We start from the raw sequence: 2,115 nt of genomic DNA on the forward strand, positions 1-2,115 counted from the left end.
CAATGCGGTCTTGCTTCCCAACGACAGCTCTGTTCGTGTGACGGGGCGCACGGAAAACAGTATCACTCTGGCGGGAAGTGTCCCCACGCTCACGGCGGGTCAAGTGCTTCTTGGGACAATAGGCGAGGGCTTCATGCTACGCGTCGTCTCGACCGCTCCCGACGGCGCGGGCGGGGTGGTTATCCAAACAGAGCAAGCGTATCTTGAAGATGTCTTCCAGCAAGCGGATCTACGTCTGCCTGAGGAGTACGACCCGGCGGGTTTCGTGGACACCACCCCCGACGATCCGGATGTGCAGTTCGTGCCGCCGGGCCGTAGCCGCGCCGATGATACGTCCCGTGAGTTTAAGATTGTTCTTCATAAGGCAGTGCTCGCCGGTACGAAAGACAATGGGGTTGTCTGTGAGGGGGCGGTTACCTTTAAGTTCAAGACGGATTCTCAGATTCTCATTAAGGGTGGGGTACTCCAGTCCTATAGATACATTCCAACCACGGAGATCAAGTCGGGTTTTAAGGTCGTGATTTCCCAGAAGCTGGCCATCTCAAACGGGCGCCTAAAGCTGAAGACTCTTGTGGGACCCACCCTGTATCTCATTGCGATTGTGGGTGGGGTTCCTGTTCCCATTCCCTACGTACCCGTTCTGGAGATTTATTTCAACCGTGAGGGGAAGTTCGAGGTGGGCTTTGAGCTGCCGCAGTCGCTTATCACTTTCCAGGCGGGCTTTGTGTACTCCCCGACAATGGGAGCGGTTCCCGTGAGTAGCCGAAAGGTCTCGATGAATCCGCTGAACTTCAACCAGATCACCGCCTTCAAGTGTGCCGTCGGGCCGGGAGCAGATCTCTCCCTACGTCTTTTGGGTCTCGCGGGCCCCTACCTAAAAGCCGACGGCTACGCGGATATGGAGCTTAAGGCTCAGAGCAGCCCTTCTGGGATTAACCTCAAGGTGGGACTGGGGATCAAGGCATCGGTGGGCGCGTCTCTTGTGGTGAAGGATAAGACTTTCATCACGCGGGAGTTTCCTGATCTCATCGAAGTGCGAGACAATGCCTACGATAAGTTTTACCCCAGTGCGAGTATTCCTGATGTGCCGGGGCGTCCGGGGTGCGGCCCGGGACGGCTGTATGGGGATGTGTGCGGCGAGGGAAAGCTCTGGAACTGCGAGACGGGTGGATGCGAGCAGCCACTGGTTTATTAGCCCTCTAGCCACGCTCCCTGAGCCTTGAGTCGCTGACGCAGCTCGATAATATCCACGCTTCGGACAGCGCCCTCTGAATCCACGGCTAGGGTTGCCGCGAGGCCCGCTGCCTCGCCCATGGCGAGGCAGAACGGCATGACGCGCGTGGCGCCCTGGACGGCGCGCTCGGCGGAGAGGCAGCGGCCCGCCACCAGAAGATTTTCGATGCCTTTGGGGATGAGGCAGCGATAGGGGATCCCATGGCTCTGGCCGGGCGGCAGTGAATACGAGCGCTTTTCACCGTCTGTCACACTCTTTGCCCGCGCGGCTACTTCCGTCGTCACGGCATGCAGGTCAATGAAATACGCGCACCGGGCGATATCATCGGGGAAGGTGCGGCAGGAAAGATAGTCCTCCAGCGTGAGCGTGTACTCTCCTACAATGCGTCGCGACTCACGCACCCCGATGTGTGGGCCGCTGGAGATCAGCTCGATACTTTCCTGGCCGGGAACATAGCGCCGCAAAAATGCCATGAGCTTTGCGATCACTTTGCGCCCCTCACGCTCGGCCAAGCTCATTGAGAGTGGATCAGTGGCATCGTAGCCGTAGACATGACCTAGATTGCACCCGGCGACACTCTCGCTCTTAAAGCTCATTCCCACCAGCGAGCTATCCGGTAGCTCCCATGCGCCATCGGCCTTTGCCTGCGCCACTAACTTGGCCAGGTAGCCATCGCCCATCGAATACACGTACTCCAGGTATTTTGTGCGCGAGCCGCCCGCCACGGTGAAGCAAAGCGTCATCCCCTGTGTTTTGCCGCTCTCGTCGCCAAGCGCAAAAGTACATCCCGCACGCGCCGCTAAGTCGCCGTCGCCCGTCGCATCAATAAAGACACTGGCTTTTGCGACAGAGAGTCCTGCTTTGTTGGCAAGCACAATCGC

The 2,115-nt window shown here is 58.6% G+C and carries 2 protein-coding genes; one reads left to right on the forward strand and one right to left on the reverse strand.

What is annotated here, in order from left to right:
- Window positions 1-1,195, forward strand: a 1,195-nt coding sequence (locus ACH2EH_RS04830; RefSeq protein ID WP_395139469.1) for a hypothetical protein, incomplete at its 5' end; no start/stop codon positions are given.
- On the opposite strand, the gene ACH2EH_RS04835 is transcribed toward ACH2EH_RS04830, so the two are convergent.
- Window positions 1,192-2,115 (reverse strand): FAD-dependent oxidoreductase (locus ACH2EH_RS04835; protein ID WP_395139471.1); only part of this gene is annotated, 924 nt, incomplete at its 5' end. The genes ACH2EH_RS04830 and ACH2EH_RS04835 overlap by 4 nt on opposite strands.

This window comes from Armatimonas sp. (assembly GCF_043760365.1).
Taxonomy (GTDB): Bacteria; Armatimonadota; Armatimonadia; order Armatimonadales; family Armatimonadaceae; genus Armatimonas.